Raw genomic sequence first — 17,344 nt, forward strand, 5'->3', positions numbered from 1 at the left:
TTGTACAAGTAATCCGTTTGGATCGGACAATAATATTTCAAATAATACAGTCATCGGTAATGTTGAATTAAATGATGGCTTAAGTCCAAAGAATGTTTTTGCCTGGTTCAAAGTATTTGATATCAGCACCCGAACGGACGAAGAAGGTCATTTTGAGCTAACATTACCTCCTTCCGGCAGCCAGGCAGCCGGTGGATTGAATGGAATATACAGTTTGTATTTTTATATGGCCAATTATCAATTAGATTCAGTACAAATAGTCATTACAAACGGAAATATTCAGGCTTCATCAACAGGGGTAAAAAATAATGGGGAGTTAGTGCAAACCGTTCAACTAGCTAAACTCCTCGATATTAAGATTTCATTTAGTTCTAGCTCCCTTGTTGAAAATCAAGTAGACCCAATAATAATAAATTTTACAGTTGAAGCGAAAATTGATGAGGTAGATGTCACGGCGGATTTTAGTCAGTCTTCAGGTAAGGGTGACCCTCAATTCATAGTGGGATTCGCCAGAAAGATAAACTCCGATGAGGAATTTTGTATGGGGATATTTCGCGAAAATAGATCGCATGGTGCAATTGATTTTCAGATTAGCAATAACCCGATTGAATTGTTGCCTTTGGAGATATTTTACAAACCTGATACATTTACTATCGGTGAATATGAAGTCATTCCCTCATTAGTAATTAAACAAAACTTGCCCATCGGTTTATTGGATAGCCTTGGTAATAAGGTTGGAGAAACCTGCAAGAATATTTTTAATGTTCCTTTGCGCATTAAAAACAACCGATTTCAAGTAGTTAGTGGTTAAAGGATAGTTTAATTATACATGTAGACTTTATTGACATGAATAGAAAACATCCAATTCTTGCTCTTTATTTTGTCATTGTAATTTTTTTTGTGAGTTGTACAAGTAATCCGTTTGGATCGGACAATAATATTTCAAATAATACAGTCATCGGTAATGTTGAATTAAATGATGGCTTAAGTCCAAAGAATGTTTTTGCCTGGTTCAAAGTATTTGATATCAGCGCCCGAACGGACGAAGAAGGTCATTTTGAGCTAACATTACCTCCTTCCGGCAGCCAGGCAGCCGGTGGATTGAATGGAATATACAGTTTGTATTTTTATATGGCCAATTATCAATTAGATTCAGTGCAAATAGTCATTACAAACGGAAATATTCAGGCTTCATCGACAGGGGTGAAAAATAATGGGGAGTTAGTTGAGAAAGTACAACTGGCTAAAATTTTAAGTATCAAGGCAACCTCAAATTCGGATTCTTTTATTGATACTAATGTCGATACAATCAGGTTTACATTCACCGTCCAAGCGATGGAAGACGTAGTAGATGTAAGTGGTGAATTCAGTAGTCCTTTATTTAAGGGTGATCCAGAATTTATGGTGGGTTTTGTTAGAAAAATCGACTCTCAAGAAGATTTTTGTTTTGGAGTATTCCGTGAGAATAGAACAAACAGGACGATTAATTTTAGAATTGAATTGACTGCAACTGAATTATTACCACTTGAGATTACAAATAAACCCGGTACATATACCCCCGGACAGTATGAAGTGATTCCATCTTTGGTTATTCATCAGGATTTACCTGCGGGTTTGTTGGAACGCCTAAATCGTAATATTACAGGTAGTTGTGAAAAATTTTATAATGTTCCCCTTACAGTTGAAAACAATAGATTCCAGGTATTGAAATTAGATAATATGGTGAATAACAACTGAACTACATCTTTCAGTTCGCAGTCTTTTGGTTCAAGCCAAGTGGATACGATCAGAGTCGAATTACCGTCAGGCTTAAGAACAGCCCAAATGACAATATTGAAGGTGCCTGTAATAAGTTTTAAATGTACCTGTTCATGTTGAAAACAACAAGATAGTGTGTTAAATGGAATGGGTAAGTAGTATTTTTGGTTAAATTTATGGTATCGATAAAAACGTTTTCCGCCTCCACAAAAATAACAAAGCCAGGTGGCGTTATCAATCCTTGCTATTTCATAAACAAATGATTGCATTGCAATTGAAAATATGCTTAATTATTTGTCTATATTTTAACATTTAAGTAAGAGGATTCAATATTAGGTAACCCATAATGAAAGATGTAAAAACCCTTGAACATGTAACGATTCGGTTTGCCGGTGATTCAGGCGATGGTATGCAACTTACCGGAAATCAATTCACCCAGACAACCGCATTCTCCCAAAATGATTTAAGCACATTTCCCGATTATCCGGCGGAAATCCGGGCGCCTGCTGGAACATTGCACGGTGTTTCCGGATTCCAAATTCATTTTAGCAGCGAGCTGATTTATACACCCGGTGACAATATTGATGTCCTGATTGCAATGAATCCGGCGGCTTTAAAAGTTAATCTTAATTTATTGATTCACAATGCAACGATTATAGTCAATGAAGATAGTTTTACATCAAAGAATTTGAAATTAGCTGGATTTGAGAAAAACCCGTTAGACGACGGAACATTAAGCGCATACCAGGTAATCCGGGTTGAGTTAAACCGTCTAACTCTGAAGGCATTGGAAAACATTGAGTTATCTCATAAAGAAAAGGACAGATGCAAAAATTTCTATGCACTGGGAATGGTATATTGGCTCTACCAGCGTGACCTGGATCCGACTTTATATTGGATCAAAACAAAGTTTGCCAAAAGCCCGGTTTTAATTGAGGCAAACACAACGGCGCTTATCGGTGGCAGAAACTTTGCCGATTCAACCCAAATTTTCAATACTTCATACAAAATTGCGAAAGCCAAGATAGAGCCAGGTGTTTATAGAAACATGACTGGCAATGAAGCTTTGGTATTAGGCATGGTTACCGCCGGGCAAAAATCCGGCCTGAATATTTTCCTTGCCAGCTATCCTATAACGCCGGCGACCGAAGTTTTGCAATTTACTTCCCTTCATAAAAATTTTGGCATTCGAACCCTGCAGGCAGAAGATGAAATTTCGGCCATCGGCATTGCGTTGGGAGCATCCTTTGCCGGAGATATTGGGATGACAGTGACCAGCGGCCCGGGATTGGCATTGAAAAATGAATTTCTTGGCTTGGCTGTGATGACAGAATTACCGTTGGTGATTTTTGATATACAAAGAGCCGGTCCGAGTACCGGTATGCCAACCAAAACAGAACAGGCAGATTTGTGGATTGCAATGCATGGCAGAAGTTCGGAAGCGCCTTTGCCCATTATTGCAGCGAATGGCCCGGTGGATTGTTTTAACGTAGCCTACGAAGCAATAAAGATTGCCGTACAATTCATGACGCCGGTTTTGGTCTTATCTGATTTATACATTGCGAATGGCGCCGAACCCTGGAAAATCCCAAATCCTGATAAACTTCCGGAAATCAAAATTAATTTAGCAGATAAAGATGATCCTTACTTACCCTACGAAAGAGACGAAAAAAGCCTGGCCCGGAAATGGGCTTTACCGGGAACGCCAAATTTGGAACATCGCATAGGTGGGCTGGAAAAGGAAGACGTTACCGGAAATATTTCTTATGATGCGGAAAATCATGATAAAATGGTTCGGTTGCGGGCTGAAAAAATTCAACGTGTTGGAGATTTTGTTCAGGAGCCTACTCTGCATGGAGATGAGTCCGGTGATGTTTTGGTGGTAAGCTGGGGCAGTACTTATGGTGCAGTGTTAACAACGGTCGATTTTCTAAGAGCAAAAGGGGAAAAAGTTTCCTTTTATCACTTACGATGGATCAATCCATTGCCTAAATCCCTGGGAAAACACATTAAGAAATTTAAGAAAATATTGGTGCCGGAAGTAAATTTGGGACAACTTATTCACATTATTCGTGGGAAATATCTGGTCGATGCAGTTGGATTCAACAAAGTTAAAGGACTTCCCCTGAGAATTGATGAATTAAAAGCAGCAATTTTAAAATTAATTGAGGAATAAAAACATGGCTGAGCAAACTACCGTTCAAATCGATACGACTATTACGAAACAAAATATTACCTCGGACCAGGAAGTTCGCTGGTGTGTAGGCTGTGGCGATTATTCCATACTGGCGCAAATGAAAAAAACATTGATTGATCTTGGTCTTCCGCGAGAAAAGACAGTGTTTGTTTCCGGAATTGGTTGTTCCAGCCGTTTCCCTTATTATCTGGATACATATGGATTTCACACCATTCATGGGCGGGCTCCTGCCGTGGCTACCGGGGTTAAACTGGCAAATCCGGATCTTTCCGTTTGGGTTATAACAGGTGATGGCGATGGGCTGAGTATAGGCGGAAATCATCTATTACATCTCTTTCGCAGGAATTTAGATATCAATGTTATCTTATTTAATAACCAGATCTATGGGCTTACCAAAGGCCAATATTCACCAACCTCTCCAGTGGGTAAAGTAACCAAGTCTTCCCCTTACGGCAGCCTGGATGGCCCCATCAACCCGATTTCTTTTGCCCTGGGATGCAGCGCAACTTTCGTCGCAAGAGCCATGGACCGCGATCCGAAACATTTGGTTGAGATGTTAAAACGAGCTCACGCCCATAAAGGATGCTCATTTGTGGAAGTATACCAAAATTGCAATATCTACAATGATGGCATTTATTTTAATCTTACCGATCCGGCTACAAAATCTGATAATGTAGTGTATTTGGAACACAATGAACCATTAATTTATGGGAAAGAAAAAAACACCGGCGTAAAATTAAATGGGTTTAAATTCGAAAAAGCTGAATTGAAAACAGAGGCAGATCATGAAAAGCTTTTTAAGCATGATGAAAAAAACCCAGATCCCGGCTATGCATTTATGCTTTCCGGGTTGACGGAAAACCCGGAGTTACCCACTCCATTAGGAGTTTTTCGGGAGTTAGAACAAGATTCCTTCGACAAAATGTTCCATCAACAAATAGAGGATGTTAAGAAGGACAAAGGCAAAGGAGACATAAAGAAACTTCTATTAACCGGAGAAACCTGGACGATTAATTAATTTCATGAATGAATTTTAGCTACGGCACTTGAATAGAATACAGAGTTTCTTATTTCTTTATAAAATCCCAGCGATCTTAATGCTGAAAATTAATTTTCCCTTATCCCTCAACTTCGAAATATGTCAACGAAATTAAAGCAGCTTACCAAGGGGCAACTTCTTTTCTTTCCGTAAACAAAACTCAGGAGAAATCTCATGAAAATTGTAAAATGCTTAACATTTCTTATGTTAGTTTGTAGCGCCGGCTATGCCCAAAATAATCCAACCACACGTGAAATGAATCTTATTAACTGGATGGAATTTAAAGAATTTGTTCCGGAAAAAATTGAGACGGTATTATTACCGGTTGGAACATTAGAGCCGCATGGTGTGATCCCAAATGGCTCGGATAACTTAGCCCCGGAGGCAATGGCTCGCGATTTAGCCAAGAGATTGAATGCCATGATCGCACCTACCTTAAATTATGGCATTACCGGTTCGTTGAAAGCATATGCCGGAGCTTTTGCCATCAGCGAAGAAGCCTATCGTTTATTTGTTGCAGATATTCTAAAAGGGTTGGCTAAAAACGGCTTCAAAAATATTATTATTTTGAACGGTCATGGTGGACCGCAAACCGCAGTTTTACGAGATTTAATTAGCACCGTTTCAGAGAAATACCGTGTTCGAATGCTATTAACGAATTGGTGGTCATTGGCATCAGATGAAACGTTTGAGGTTTTTGGTGAAAATGGCGGCCATGCCGGTATTAACGAAACCGCGTACATTCAGCATATCGTCCCGGATCACATCCACTCTGAACGCTACTCAAAAGAAATGACCACTCCCTATCCTACAGCAAATAGCTGGACTGCCTATCCATTTCCGTCATCGATCGGGCTATACGAAGCCGGGCAAGGATTCCCAACATTTGATCCCCAAAAAGCGGACGAATATTTTCGTAAAGTAAATGATAAGGTATTCTCTTTAGTTTCAGATGTAATCAAAAAATGGGATTTAGCTGGACTGTACCGCTGATTGACCACTGATTACACTGATTTTACAGATTTTAAAATCGATGTTTCAAAAGAGTAATAAGCAGACCAAAGTGGCTGATTACACTGATTAATGGATTTCGCTGATTTACTATCACGGAAATCGGTAAATTCAGGTGAATCCATTGATTTTACTGAATTATTAGTGAATCAGCCTAATCAATGGTAGTGATCAATGATCAATAAATAGATAAAAAAAAATACAAATATTCTGAACTCACGGGTAAAATCATAGGGGCTGCTATGAGGGTTCACTCCAGATTAGGTAATGGATTCCAGGAAGTGATTTATCAACGAGCCCTGGCAATTGAAATGCAAAAGCAGAAATTGTCATTTCAACAGGAATTAAAAATATCCATTTATTACGATGATCAACAAATTGGATCTCGTCGAGTTGATTTTCTAGTAGATGAAAAAGTATTGGTTGAACTAAAAGCACTTGTGAAAATGGAGTCTGTTCATATGGCACAGGCTATAAATTATCTCGAAGCCTTCAACTTGGAGATCGGACTACTTATTAATTTCGGCAGTAAAAGCTTAGAGTTCAAGAGACTAATAAATAACCCGGAACGCTGATTGACTGCCGATTACTATGAATTCACAGGTTTTCCAAATAATAAATCAGCGAAATCCATTAATCAGTGAAATCAGTGGTCAGCCTCTCCCACCAGCTAGCTTAATTGCCGCAGGAGAATTCTTCAATTTCCACATTGCATAGCTGCCGATAATCGGCCCAATTACCAAAATTGTAAAAGCCCAATTCCAGCCTATTTTATCAACAACGACTGGAATTAGCCTGATTGAAACAATAGTAAGCATAAATCCGATACTGGTTTGCAGTGTTAATGCCGTTCCGATAAATTTTTTGTCACAGAGTTCACTAACTGCACCACTGAACTGAGCGGAATCGGCTACAATTGCAAATCCCCAAATCAACGCAATCAAGATTACAATTGTTGGATTCCCGCCAAAAAAGAATCCAATTGTACCTGCGCACAAGCCGCTAATAATCATACTGAGAATGGTTGTTCGTGATCTACCCCAGCGATCCGCTAAATAACCGGCAGCGAAACTTCCCAATCCACCTACTGCTATGGTAGCAAAAGCAGCCATTGTAGCTGACTTTTCAACCCCCAGAAATCCTATCCAACTGGCTGAAGGGGCTAATCGAAAGGATTCCAGTAGAAAAAATGCAATCCAGGTCCACATAGCATACAATTCCCACATATGACCAAAATATCCCATATTGGCTTGCATTATGGAGCGGTCCTTAAAGATATCTAAAATATAGCGCCATCGAAAAGGAGGGACTGGTTCTGCATATGGACCCAATTGAGTAAATTTCAGTACCAGGCCTGCCGCAAGGACTGTTGAGAGTGACGACAAAATGAGTACGGGCTTCCACTCTGATAGTTGAAAGACAGTTCGTATGAAATGTGGAGAGGCTGAACCAATAGCCAAACATCCGACGAGTATCCCTAACCCAAGTCCTCTATCGGATTTCATCCATGTGGTTAAAATCTTCATCGCGACAGGATAGACTGCCGCCAAAGCCGCTCCTGTGAGGAATCTCAATGCAATCACAATTGCAAAATAATCCCCGGAAATCGTTACAAGCCAATTCACCAATGCACCAAAAAGGCAGCCAATTCCATAAATCACACGTGGTTTGATAAGGTCGGCAAGATTGAACAATGCTATTAACAAAGCGCCAACTGCAAATCCTATTTGTACGGACATGGTCAACCATGCAGCTTCGCCATCGGTTAAATGCCATTCATCAACCACAATTGGTGCAATGGCTGTTGCCGAGAACCACAAGCTCATTGCCATCAGACATGAAAATGAAAGCAGGATTACATTAGGCCATTTTTTGTTCAAATTTTTATTTCCTTTACTAACAAAGGCAAAATTAGTCACAGAGCATCGGAGATCACTAGTGGGATTATATGTACATAAATCAATAGCCAATCAAATTGATGTGAGTTATGATATTTTTGGAAAGTTTATTCTATTCAGTTAATATCCTCAAGCTTGGCAGTGAAGTTGAACTTCACCGCTTTAATAATAATATCGAGGAGTTCAACTTTTCCATGAGGAAGTTCTGAGCATTTAGCTACACCCTGCAAAGCAAGATCAAAATGACAAAAAAATCTATTCAGCTAAAATTTTCGTTCCCGGGTTGTTCAGACTCCAATTGTACCAAAACGTATCGAAACCATTCAACTTGGAAGGGCAGTTATCACCCTCACCATTGAATAAACCGGTTTCAGAATCGAATTGACATTTTGATTCACTATGAATCCAGCTGCTATTTTGCTTTTGAAAATCCCCGGTATTTGAGATATATGCAACGGTGGAGTGAAGAAGATCGACATCTTTGGGACGATAAAAAAAGACATATAAATCATTTCTTAACTCGAAACTCCTGCCATCCTCCATCAGAAAATAAGGAACGGCATAAGCATCTCCCTCCAAATGAAAGGAATAAATAGGCTGTTTTGTATGCAATCGGGTGTCTTTTGCTTTTAGTCCCCGGAATCCTTCAGAAGATTCAAAATAGTTTGCATAGTGGTTTCCATCCACATCTTCTTTACCCCCTACCGAAAGGACCAGGGTATCAGGATGTTTTCTTAGCCAATCTTTCCATCTCATTTTTTTTCCGACTGGCATTTCATTAATCTTTGTTCCTGCTAACTCACCGGCAATCACTTCATCACTCATGATAAACCAATAGCTATCGGTTTCCTTGTCTTGCATAACCAAAGAACCATTGATCAAACCACCGGATGCTTCAAGTGTATAAGTTTTACCATTGTAATCACGACCGTACACGACGGCAGTATTTGCCAGCGGTCACCATACAGCTGCAAAATTAGTTTCACCTATCTTGTCATTTACCACTTCATGGCTGTTTAACAGGGATAAGCTGTAAGCCCTTGTTTGCCCGTCAATTTCGACGCCAAAAATCCATGAATCTTCATTTACTTTGGCTTTATTAGCAGGAACAAATTTCGGTTTTACGATTGCGGCTATCCGGCCGCGGGGGATGATCTGCTGGAATTGTTTAAAAATATCTTTAGTCTGAGTCATAGCGGTATTCACCAGTCCAAAAATAACCCATAAAAGAATTATGCCAAATTTCTTAACTGTCATTTACTTGCCTTCCAAAATATGCTTGTTTGCCATTAATTTCAACTCTATAACCGAATTAAATCTATGATAATTCCTGTAGAATAGAAGAATTAAGGATAGAGAAGCAATATTAAATGCTTAGGCTTCAATGCCAAGTATATCCTCCAAACGTTCATACTTGTGTTCCTGAACCCATTTTTCATAATCACCATGGTACTCTACTTTTTTCTGTAAGTCAACAACTCGAGATTGGATGGATTTAATCTGCTCTTCTGTTAACAGGTTTCTATTCTGATTATTTAAAGCACCTCCATCGCCATTGACCAGACTAGTATAATCTTCATGGGTCCATTTTAAGAAATCGTTCATCACGTGATTCACAACAATTCTGCCGTGAACTTCAGATTCCTTGATATTGCCGCGCCCGGTCACTGCATTGCCAAGGGCGAATACATTTTCATATCCTTCCATCTTACCGGTATTTTCATTATCAATTATAAACAATTCTCCTTTCATGGGGATTTTATTGGTGGATTCCGGAATACTGCCAATTGAAGAAATTACCAGGGGGCTTCTTACTTCAAATGTACTACCAGGGATTAGCTTAACCTTGCCATCGATAATTTCAGACTTTTGAAAAACCAATCCGACCAACCTGTCCCCATCCACGATTTTATCCACCGGTACACTGCAAGGTTGAAATCGAAAACAATATTTTCTTTGGGCATTTTGTAAAATTTTTTGTCTAACCATCTGAGTTTTTTGCAATTGTTCCGGAGTAGCATTTTCCGGCGGCGATGCCAGGGGCATATCGATATCGCGGCGGCGGTAATAGAGGGTACAACCTTTGAGCTCTAAATCTTCAAATTGCAAGCCAAGACCATCAAGAATCTTAGGAATCCCTTTTTTATCGAGGGAGAAAAGATCGGATTCCAATCCCCGTTTTTCCAAGACTCTCAGGGTGGATTCCAGCATCAGGATTTTCACAACATCAATAGATGCCAATCCTCCTCCGATAACCACGGCATCATCATGAATTTCATAGAGTTCCCGATCATAGTCCGACTCATGATAATGATTGAACCAATCGACAAAAGGATTTTGATAATAGAAACCTTTACCAATATAATCATCTATTCCCGGTACTGTCATTGGCCGGTCTTTCCAGGCTCCTGTTGCCAGCAGCACTGCGCTAAATCCCCAATTATTCACAATCTCGTCAAAATCGATTGTTTCTCCCAATTTCATATTCGGGACATAACTTACATACTGCTGGTTAATTTTGTCATCGATCTTTTTTTCTTCTTTATTGCGAAGTTTTACATGCCACTTGGGTAACCCATCTTCGATTTTTCCATATGGCAGTGGATTTTTCTCAATAACCACCGAATAAATGCCACGTTGTGCCAATTGATGCGCTGCCTCTGAACCTGCACACGCACCGCCAAAAATCGCCACAAAATAACCAGGGTGTAACTCCATTGATTTACTCCAAATTGAAATGAATGCTTTTAAATGTTTTATCAGAAAAACAACTTTGATTTTGAGTCAAGTTTTTTTGCGATGAAATAAAATTACTTTGATTTAGGATTTCGATATTAGCATTTCAAGTTTATTTAGCTTGTTTTTCTTGTCGGTTTGAGGCGAAGCTTCACTAGCTTTTAACCTGTAATTCATCACGTATAATTTGTCTTAATAAAGTTTCTAAATCACGATTTTGAATATTGTCTTTCAATGCCTCATTGATTAATGTCTGGTAGCCCCTTCCGCCTGCAAGAGTCTTAAAATAGGCCACAATTTTAGCATCAAGGAAAATATTCACTCGAACTTTTCCTTTGGGTAACTCTTTTCCACCAAATCGAATTTTAGCTTTACGAATTTGATCTTCTGTTATCTCAGGGATATCAGATAAATCAATATGTTCTTCTTGCATTTTCTCAGTTGTTACATATTTAGGCAATGAATCCTTTATAAAAGATTTTCTGCTCATTCTTAGTTGCTTTCCTCATAGATATAATGCGAATCTTATCTTTAATTTCTGTATGCGCAACAACAACTACTTTACCATACAACATACCAATTGTTATAAATCTTTGTTCTTCATAAAGAGATTTATGGTCTTCAAATGTGTAGGTTATACCACTAAATACAGTTTTTGCGTCAGTGAAATCTAACTGGTGTTTTAAAAGATTCCTTTTTCGTTTAGCTTCATCCCAGAGAAATTTCATAAATATTTATGCATAATTATACACATAATTAATAGTATAGTCAATTAAAAATAATTGAACAAATTCTCATTAAGATTATCAAGCCTGGTTTTCTTTCGCTAGCTCTCTCCTCAAAACTTTACCCACTGTAGTTTTCGGTAATGTGTCTCTGAATTCAACGTATTTCGGAATTTTGTATTTTGCTAACGAATCCTTGCAATGGTTAAGAATATCTTCCTTCGTCACACTCTGGTTTTCCCTGATTACAATCCAGGCTTTCACCGATTCTCCCTGATATTCATCCGGAATACCCGCTACACCAACCTCAACGACGGCTGGATGGGAAGCGATGGCTTCTTCAACCTCCCGAGGCCACACCTGGAAACCACTCGGTTTGATCAAATCCTTCTTGCGATCGACGATAAAAAGGTAGCCATCTTCATCTAAATAACCCATATCACCGGTATATAACCAACCGTCTATGATTGTTTCTGCAGTCTCTTCTGGCTGATTCCAATATCCTTGCATAAGCTGTTTTGCTTTAATTAAGATCTCTCCGACTTCTCCAGTAGGTTTGTTGCTCTTGCCAGTTTCGACATCAACAATTCGTAAATCAACATCAGGCAGGGGTAATCCTACCGACCCTTCTTTATACTTGCCATTCACGGGTACAAAAACACCGGCCATCATGGATTCAGTAAGGGCATAACCTTCAACCATTGACCCTCCGGTAACAGCATCGAACCGTTTCTTTGTTTCTGCCATCAACGGTGCCGCCCCGGAGATACAAACCTTGATTGACGTAAAATCAACTTTTCTTGACTGCACATCTTTATGGCCTAAAAGTGCATTGAAAATAGTGGGCACACCTGGTAAAAGTCCGGGTTTATACTTCTTAACCGTCTTAACCAAATCATCAATCTCCCGGGGATTTGGTATCAGAATAAGCGGATGCCTGCCCAAAATGCATTTCCCCATAATCGCAACATTTCCTGCTACATGGAATAGCGGAAATGTTCCCACATGCGGATCTTGCCATTCAACAAGTACCTCACCAAACCATGCATTCAATTGACACGCTGCGATAAAAATTCCACGATGAGTTCCAATTGCGCCCTTCGGAGTGCCAGTCGTTCCTCCTGTAAACAATAACAGGGCAGGATCATCTGGTTCTATGATAACATCTGGCCGGCCAGTATTTTGATGCTTTTGCAAAAGATCTTTAAACCAGATGTCGTCATCGCTAAGAGTGATTCGATGGCCTTCTTTCTTTTCTTTCGCAAGGGTGAATAATACTCGGAGAAGCGGGGGGAGAAATTCTTTGATATTCGTTGCAATTATTTTTTTGAGTCCACAATTAGCCTGGATCGATTTTAAGTTTTTATAGAAAGGTGTTAAAACCACTACAATTTCCGCCCCACATTCCTTAATCAATTCTTCCAATTCGTCCACTGTATAGAGTGGGTTCATCATCGCGGCAATGGCACCGGCTTTCCAGGCGCCGAATTGGGCAATCATGGTTTGTGGACAATTCGGCAAAAGGATTGCGACTCGATCTCCTTTTTTCACGCCCAGCGAGATTAATCCCTGGGCAAAATCGTTGCTTAACTGGTCGAATTCTAAGTAGGATATTTTATTTCCTTTGAATATAAAAGCAGTATGGTCCGGTCGTTCTTTGGCCGTCTCCTTGACCATATCCACTAAGGTTTTATCCGGATAGGGTTCTAAACTATGCGGAACGCCTTCATCGTAACTCTTTAGCCAGGGTTTATCAGACATATATCATTCCTTCCATTTTAGTGCGCCGACTTTGACTAAGTCCTCGATGTATCGAGCGATTATTTTAGTTTGAAAAGGATTAAATTCGGCGCTCATGGCATTACGGATTTCCGTGACAGTCCGTTTACCATCGATGAAATTAACCAATTCAAACCTGTGGGTGCCATTCAGGTTAAACTCACCGGATCTATACCAGGCAGATTGATTTGCTGAAAGTTCACTCTCGGGTAAACCAAAATCAAGCGGCCCCCTGGTTAATCGAATGGGCACTCTTTTATCTTCATTCTCTTGCACCGATCCATTGGTGCTGATAGATGATGAAATGCTTTTTAATAAGATCTTATGCTGTTGTTTGAATTGCTCGATCATTGCGTTAACGACTTGTTTTATTTTTGTTGACTGGTTGAAGTGAAGTATAGAAGAGGTCGATTCTATTTCCCAATTTAAAACATGGTTTAAAGCATTCTTTGCTTCAAGCAAACTTTGATCATGGACTTTCCTTGCCATTGCTCCCATTCTTCCCGCGCCATTAGAACCCGACAGGTAGGCAAGATCGACGCCTTGATCCGCTTCAAGGTTGGCTAGATACCACATGGTTCCCGTAGCGATCAATTCACACCGTTCCAGCTCGACCGGATCGATTTTATCCGGGGTATCCTCGGAAGTATGGTGGGTATAATCCGGCGAGTGGCTAAACATTACACCAGGAATTTTACGTTCGATGAACATCATGTGATCGCTGCCTCCGCTATAGGAAGTCACCCTGTAATTAAATTTTGCAAGGCTTCCCCGCGGAGTCCGGATATTCATCCGATCTACCATTTCCGCCATATTAGCTACCACGTCATTGACAGCAGAAGGAATCGAGGCTGGCGTTCTGGTTAATATCAAACTGGAATGAAGCAATTCAAGATTTTCCCCAACCATGTCCATATTTATATTCGCTAAAAATTTACCACCGAGTGCAGGGCCGGTCATCTCAGGATGGGCGTCGATATAAGCCATGGTTCCGTACCATTCCGGGATCCAGATAAAGCGGAACGATCTCTTTGGTCGCGGCAATCGGCCGGAATCGATCAATTCATGCAAGGTTCTTGCGATATCCAGCAATGCCGCCGAACCGCTTGCATTGTCATTCGCCGATTCTTTTGGATGATCCAGGTGAGCTGAAAAGACCAACTCTTCATCAGGTAACTCAGAGCCGCGAATGGTTGCAACTGGAACATCCATAAAGTATGATTCTAGTCCGATGCCTTTTACTTGCCCCCGAACCACCACCTTTTTACCGGAAAGCAATAGATTCTTTAATTTCTCTCCCTGCCTATTGGTAAGATTAAATCCAAATGTTACCCGATCCAACTCCTCAGTTTTCGGCCACATGCCGGTATAAGCCAGCATGTCCGGATATTCTTTGGCTCTTTCGTCATCTAAATAGCAAACCACTGCTTTTGCGCCATATTTTAAAACGGCCAACCTGTGAACAGATCCACCATATCCGGTCGCCAGTACGATTTTACCATCCACATCTTTGCCATCGTAATCTGCATCACTGGTGCCGCGACCGACCCAGGCCAGTTCAGCCGTTACATCGCCGGAATTTGAATAGGTAATTACACTCATGGCAATTTCCGGATAACCAACGATCCGTTCATCGTAGGGTTCGATCATTCGCAATTCACCCCATTCTATATCCCAGCCAGAAGGAGACTGCCAGGTTTGGTATTTGACTTTACCGTCGGATTTGAAGGATTCGATATAGGCATCCTTTTCGCTGAAGCCAAATCCTCTTAGCTGCTGCAAGACATAATTTGCCGCATCCCGATAACCGCGGGAACCCTGGATACGATGATGCCTGGTTATCTGAATGACGTGGTCTTTGGCCAATTCGCCACTTAAAGATTCGTGCAGTAAATCACGAATTTCTGAAGATAGTAGCTGGTTGTTTTGTTGGCCGAAGCCAATATTCACGAGAAGAAGAGTTAAGACGATTGTATATTGAATTAAATTTTTCATATCATAATCCTTTAATTATTTAATAATAGTTTGGAAATGAAATAGTCTGCGTTGATGTTTTAACTATATAAAATACATTAATTCAATCACAATTATGAACTCATCAATTCCCCTCCTTTAAAAGGAGAGGTCAGGGGAGGTTTATAATTCATTTCGCTTATTCTTTATGCTTTAAACATAATCCATTCTGTTCTTGATAAAGTAAAAAGATCCCCAATAAAAGCATTCGGGGATGACATTTTGGTAATTCTCGGATTGCCTCCAAAGGAGATGATTTTCTTTAATATTATGTGAAAAAATAAGGTACCTCAACGACATCGTATTTATGATTTTACAAGCTAATATTAGCACAATCCTTGCACCTTCTCCCAACCCAAAAACCGTTCAATTTCACTTTTAAGCGAAGCGATTACATAGGTAATCACCGCTACATCATCCAGGAAGCCGGAGAATGGAATTATATCCGGAATTAAATCAAATGGATTGAGAAAATAAAGCAAGGATGCAGTGGCTGCTACAATAGCTTTATTAGGAATCTGGCGATAAGTTCCAGCACTCCAGGCTTTTATCAAACGAACCAGAACATTTAGATCTTCCACCAGATCATTCACTTTATCCAAACTGTGAATTGCCTTTTGTCTAACCTGCTCTAATAGATCTTTCGTTTTTTCTTTATCACGCAAAATACCAGCAGCTGTTTTTATCGCAGAAATAAATATTTTTATTTTATATTTTTGCATATTCAGAGATTTCTAAGTTACAGCGAAAGATTTCATAGAGTAATTCTGATAAAGCGAATCGACCATCACTTCTTTCATCCTCATAACTGCCTCAAACAATTCAAGGTAAGATGTATACAACGGCGAAACACCCAGGCGAATATTATCGGGTTTGCGAAAATCAACGATGACATTTTTCGCTTCAATAAGGGCACGACAAATTCGGGACGCTTGTTCGTGACTTAATGAAATATGAGATCCAAGATGATTAGGTTCTGTCGGCGATTTCAGAAAAAATCCAAGCGGCTGCAAAATTTCTTTAAATAAGTAGATTAAGTATTGAACTTGTTTGATTGATTTATCTCGTATCCGCTCTATACCGGCTTGGTTGATCAGATCAATCGCCGGCTCGATGGCTGCGAGGGAGAGAATTGAGGGAGTACCGGTCAAAAATCGACGAATCGTTTCGGCTGGTTTAAATTCCAAATCAAACTTAAAAGGCTGTTCATGACCAAACCAGCCGGAGATTGGATTTTCCAAATTCTGTTGAAGTTCTTTTCTAATATATAGAAAAGCCGGAGATCCAGGACCCCCGTTCAAATATTTGTAAGTCGAACCGACGGCAAGGTCAACCTCCCAGTCATTGAGATGGATTGGCACAGCACCAACAGTATGGCTAAAATCCCAAAGCGTCAAAGCTCCGTTTTGTTTTGCAATTTGGGTTAAAGATTTAACGTCATAGATATAGGCGCTTTTAAACACCGCGTGGCAAAGCGTTACTAATGCCGTATCAGAATCCATTGCATTTTGAAGCTTCTCTACAGGTCCGTGGATTTCGTCTTCGGAGGAAATAATTTGCAATTCATGATGATCTCCCATTGACTGAATCGCGCTTCTCAAAATATAAACGTCCGAAGGGAAATTCAGATTATCAGTCAGGATCTTTTTCCGTCCCGATTGGTTTTTGAGCGCTGCTATCACAAGTTTAAATAAATTGATTGATGTCGAGTCGGCGATCAGGACTTCATCTTCATTAGCGCCAAGCAATTTTGCCAGTTTACTACCGATGCGGCTGGGCGATTCGTACCATCCTTCGTTCCAGCCTCGGATGAGTCTTTGACCCCACTCATGATTAATAACATCCTGGACATACTTTTGGGATGCCTTTGGTAATCGCCCGAGGGAATTTCCATCCAGATAAATTAAATCCGGTTCATCGATGACAAACCGTTGTCGAAATTCGGCTAATGGATCTTCTCTATCGAGGCCAATTGCATATTCTTTGTTTAGTGAAAAATCCAAATAAAAATCCTGTTCAGCTTCAGTTCATCAATGAACTTGTTAGCTTAGTGGTCTGTTCCATAAATTCGGTGACGTATTTTTAAACGGAGCTATAAGCTGTAGTAATTTGTTTATCTCAATTACCCCTCCTAACCTCCCCTTATCAAGGGGAGGAATTTCCCCTCCTTGTTTAAGGAGGGGGTAGG

Annotated in this window: 16 protein-coding genes; 6 read left to right on the forward strand and 10 right to left on the reverse strand. The window is 40.1% G+C overall.

Annotation, left to right across the window (positions count from 1 at the left end; genetic code table 11):
* From IIC38_15475 to IIC38_15500, 6 genes are all read left to right on the forward strand, one after another.
* Nucleotides 1-811: hypothetical protein (locus IIC38_15475; protein MCH8127336.1), on the forward strand; the 811-nt coding region annotated here is incomplete at its 5' end.
* 35 nt (nt 812-846) lie between these two features.
* The gene (locus IIC38_15480; GenBank protein MCH8127337.1) at nt 847-1,737 is read left to right on the forward strand and encodes a hypothetical protein; all 891 of its coding nucleotides are present in this window, start codon (nt 847-849) and stop codon (nt 1,735-1,737) included.
* A gap of 367 nt (nt 1,738-2,104) precedes the next feature.
* Nucleotides 2,105-3,934 (forward strand): 2-oxoacid:acceptor oxidoreductase subunit alpha, encoded by a 1,830-nt coding sequence (locus IIC38_15485; protein MCH8127338.1) that lies wholly within the window; start codon nt 2,105-2,107, stop codon nt 3,932-3,934.
* A 4-nt stretch (nt 3,935-3,938) separates the two neighbouring features.
* Nucleotides 3,939-4,973, forward strand: coding sequence for a 2-oxoacid:ferredoxin oxidoreductase subunit beta (locus IIC38_15490; GenBank protein MCH8127339.1), 1,035 nt, complete (start codon nt 3,939-3,941; stop codon nt 4,971-4,973).
* A gap of 195 nt (nt 4,974-5,168) precedes the next feature.
* On the forward strand, nt 5,169-5,987 hold the full coding sequence (locus tag IIC38_15495; protein ID MCH8127340.1) for a creatininase family protein: 819 nt from the start codon (nt 5,169-5,171) through the stop codon (nt 5,985-5,987).
* 203 nt (nt 5,988-6,190) lie between these two features.
* Nucleotides 6,191-6,580 carry a GxxExxY protein gene (locus IIC38_15500; GenBank protein ID MCH8127341.1) on the forward strand — a complete coding sequence of 130 codons (390 nt, stop codon included), beginning with the start codon at nt 6,191-6,193 and terminating at the stop codon, nt 6,578-6,580.
* 78 nt (nt 6,581-6,658) lie between these two features.
* Here the strand turns inward: IIC38_15500 and IIC38_15505 are convergent, their stop codons facing one another.
* The 10 genes from IIC38_15505 to kynU form a co-directional block, all read right to left on the reverse strand.
* Nucleotides 6,659-7,885: an MFS transporter gene (locus tag IIC38_15505; protein ID MCH8127342.1), complete on the reverse strand. Its 1,227-nt coding sequence runs from the start codon at nt 7,883-7,885 to the stop codon at nt 6,659-6,661.
* A gap of 273 nt (nt 7,886-8,158) precedes the next feature.
* Nucleotides 8,159-8,839 (reverse strand): DUF3179 domain-containing protein, encoded by a 681-nt coding sequence (locus tag IIC38_15510; protein MCH8127343.1) that lies wholly within the window; start codon nt 8,837-8,839, stop codon nt 8,159-8,161.
* 21 nt (nt 8,840-8,860) lie between these two features.
* Nucleotides 8,861-9,160, reverse strand: a complete 300-nt coding sequence (locus tag IIC38_15515; protein MCH8127344.1) for a DUF3179 domain-containing protein — start codon at nt 9,158-9,160, stop codon at nt 8,861-8,863.
* 117 nt (nt 9,161-9,277) lie between these two features.
* Nucleotides 9,278-10,621: an FAD-dependent oxidoreductase gene (locus IIC38_15520; protein MCH8127345.1), complete on the reverse strand. Its 1,344-nt coding sequence runs from the start codon at nt 10,619-10,621 to the stop codon at nt 9,278-9,280.
* Nucleotides 10,622-10,793: 172 nt separating this feature from the next.
* Entirely contained in the window at nt 10,794-11,129 is a 336-nt protein-coding gene (locus IIC38_15525) for a BrnA antitoxin family protein (protein ID MCH8127346.1), read from the reverse strand.
* Nucleotides 11,092-11,367 (reverse strand): BrnT family toxin, encoded by a 276-nt coding sequence (locus IIC38_15530; GenBank protein ID MCH8127347.1) that lies wholly within the window; start codon nt 11,365-11,367, stop codon nt 11,092-11,094. Before IIC38_15530 ends, IIC38_15525 begins: the two co-directional genes overlap by 38 nt.
* A 78-nt stretch (nt 11,368-11,445) precedes the next feature.
* The gene (locus IIC38_15535; GenBank protein ID MCH8127348.1) at nt 11,446-13,125 is read right to left on the reverse strand and encodes a long-chain fatty acid--CoA ligase; all 1,680 of its coding nucleotides are present in this window, start codon (nt 13,123-13,125) and stop codon (nt 11,446-11,448) included.
* 3 nt (nt 13,126-13,128) lie between these two features.
* Nucleotides 13,129-15,138, reverse strand: coding sequence for a DUF4910 domain-containing protein (locus tag IIC38_15540; protein MCH8127349.1), 2,010 nt, complete (start codon nt 15,136-15,138; stop codon nt 13,129-13,131).
* Nucleotides 15,139-15,482: 344 nt separating this feature from the next.
* Nucleotides 15,483-15,878, reverse strand: coding sequence for a DUF1232 domain-containing protein (locus IIC38_15545; protein ID MCH8127350.1), 396 nt, complete (start codon nt 15,876-15,878; stop codon nt 15,483-15,485).
* A 12-nt stretch (nt 15,879-15,890) separates the two neighbouring features.
* On the reverse strand, nt 15,891-17,159 hold the full coding sequence (gene kynU, locus IIC38_15550) for a kynureninase (protein ID MCH8127351.1): 1,269 nt from the start codon (nt 17,157-17,159) through the stop codon (nt 15,891-15,893).
* Nucleotides 17,160-17,344: the final 185 nt, after the last annotated feature.

The organism is candidate division KSB1 bacterium (assembly GCA_022566355.1).
Classification (GTDB): Bacteria; Zhuqueibacterota; JdFR-76; order JdFR-76; family DREG01; genus JADFJB01.

Excerpts from the sequence above, each read along its gene's own strand:
- IIC38_15480 (MCH8127337.1), top strand. The coding sequence starts at position 847 with ATGAATAGAAAACATCCAATTCTTGCTCTTTATTTTGTCATTGTAATT.
- IIC38_15485 (MCH8127338.1), top strand. The coding sequence starts at position 2,105 with ATGAAAGATGTAAAAACCCTTGAACATGTAACGATTCGGTTTGCCGGT.
- IIC38_15490 (MCH8127339.1), top strand. The coding sequence starts at position 3,939 with ATGGCTGAGCAAACTACCGTTCAAATCGATACGACTATTACGAAACAA.
- IIC38_15495 (MCH8127340.1), top strand. The coding sequence starts at position 5,169 with ATGAAAATTGTAAAATGCTTAACATTTCTTATGTTAGTTTGTAGCGCC.
- IIC38_15515 (MCH8127344.1), bottom strand. The coding sequence starts at position 9,160 with ATGACAGTTAAGAAATTTGGCATAATTCTTTTATGGGTTATTTTTGGA.
- IIC38_15520 (MCH8127345.1), bottom strand. The coding sequence starts at position 10,621 with ATGGAGTTACACCCTGGTTATTTTGTGGCGATTTTTGGCGGTGCGTGT.
- IIC38_15525 (MCH8127346.1), bottom strand. The coding sequence starts at position 11,129 with ATGAGCAGAAAATCTTTTATAAAGGATTCATTGCCTAAATATGTAACA.
- IIC38_15530 (MCH8127347.1), bottom strand. The coding sequence starts at position 11,367 with ATGAAATTTCTCTGGGATGAAGCTAAACGAAAAAGGAATCTTTTAAAA.
- IIC38_15535 (MCH8127348.1), bottom strand. The coding sequence starts at position 13,125 with ATGTCTGATAAACCCTGGCTAAAGAGTTACGATGAAGGCGTTCCGCAT.
- IIC38_15540 (MCH8127349.1), bottom strand. The coding sequence starts at position 15,138 with ATGAAAAATTTAATTCAATATACAATCGTCTTAACTCTTCTTCTCGTG.
- IIC38_15545 (MCH8127350.1), bottom strand. The coding sequence starts at position 15,878 with ATGCAAAAATATAAAATAAAAATATTTATTTCTGCGATAAAAACAGCT.